A 736-nucleotide genomic window follows, 5' to 3' on the forward strand; every position below is an offset into this window, starting at 1 on the left:
CGGGGGCCACCGGCGCGGGCTCCGGCCCGGCGACCGGCGCGGGCGCGGCGGGCTCGGCGACCGGCGCGGCGTCGGCGACGGGCGGCGCCACCGGCGCGGCCTCGGCGGCGGGCGCGGCCTCGGCCGGCTCGGCACCGGGCTCGACGGCCTGGATCGCCTCGATCGCGGCGATGACCGCGTCGATCTCGACCCCGCCCTCGCCGCCCTGGACCTCGATCGCGCGCAGGATCTCGCGGATCGTGTCCACCAGCCGCAGCAGCACGTCGGTGGTCGCCTGGTCCATCGACCGGCGGCCGTCGCGCAGCTCGACCAGCAGGTTCTCCCCCGCGTGGGCCACGCGCTCCAGGCGCGAGAACGCGAGGAAACCGCTGGTCCCCTTGATCGTGTGGATCGTCCGGAACACGCTCGCGATGAGCGCGCGCGACCCCGGTTCGCTCTCCAGGGCCACCAGGTCCTGGTCGAGCTGGTCGAGGTTCTCGTGGCTCTCCACGAGGAACTCGCGGACGATCTCGTCCATGTCCTCCACTGCTGCCTCCTACCGGGTGCGGACCCGTCTGAGGTGAGGATCGGCGGCTGCGGGGGCGGCGTGAGGCTTTTGGCGGGCGACGGGGCTCGTTCGCCGGGTGAAGGCGCGGGCGTCACCCGGACGGGTGCCCGGCAGCGGTGACGAGTGGAGCGTCCGGCGCCCGTCAGGGGCGGGGCTGGTCCTCGTCGGGCGCGGGGTCCGCCGCCGGGG

1 protein-coding gene is annotated in these 736 nt (G+C 76.2%); it reads right to left on the reverse strand.

Translation table 11 applies throughout. The annotated features are described in order from the left end of the window. Positions 1-517 (reverse strand): Hpt domain-containing protein (locus G6556_RS19000; protein ID WP_205693781.1); only part of this gene is annotated, 517 nt, incomplete at its 3' end. Positions 518-736: the final 219 nt, after the last annotated feature.

The organism is Cellulomonas sp. IC4_254, from assembly GCF_011603975.1.
Classification (GTDB): domain Bacteria; phylum Actinomycetota; class Actinomycetes; order Actinomycetales; family Cellulomonadaceae; genus Cellulomonas.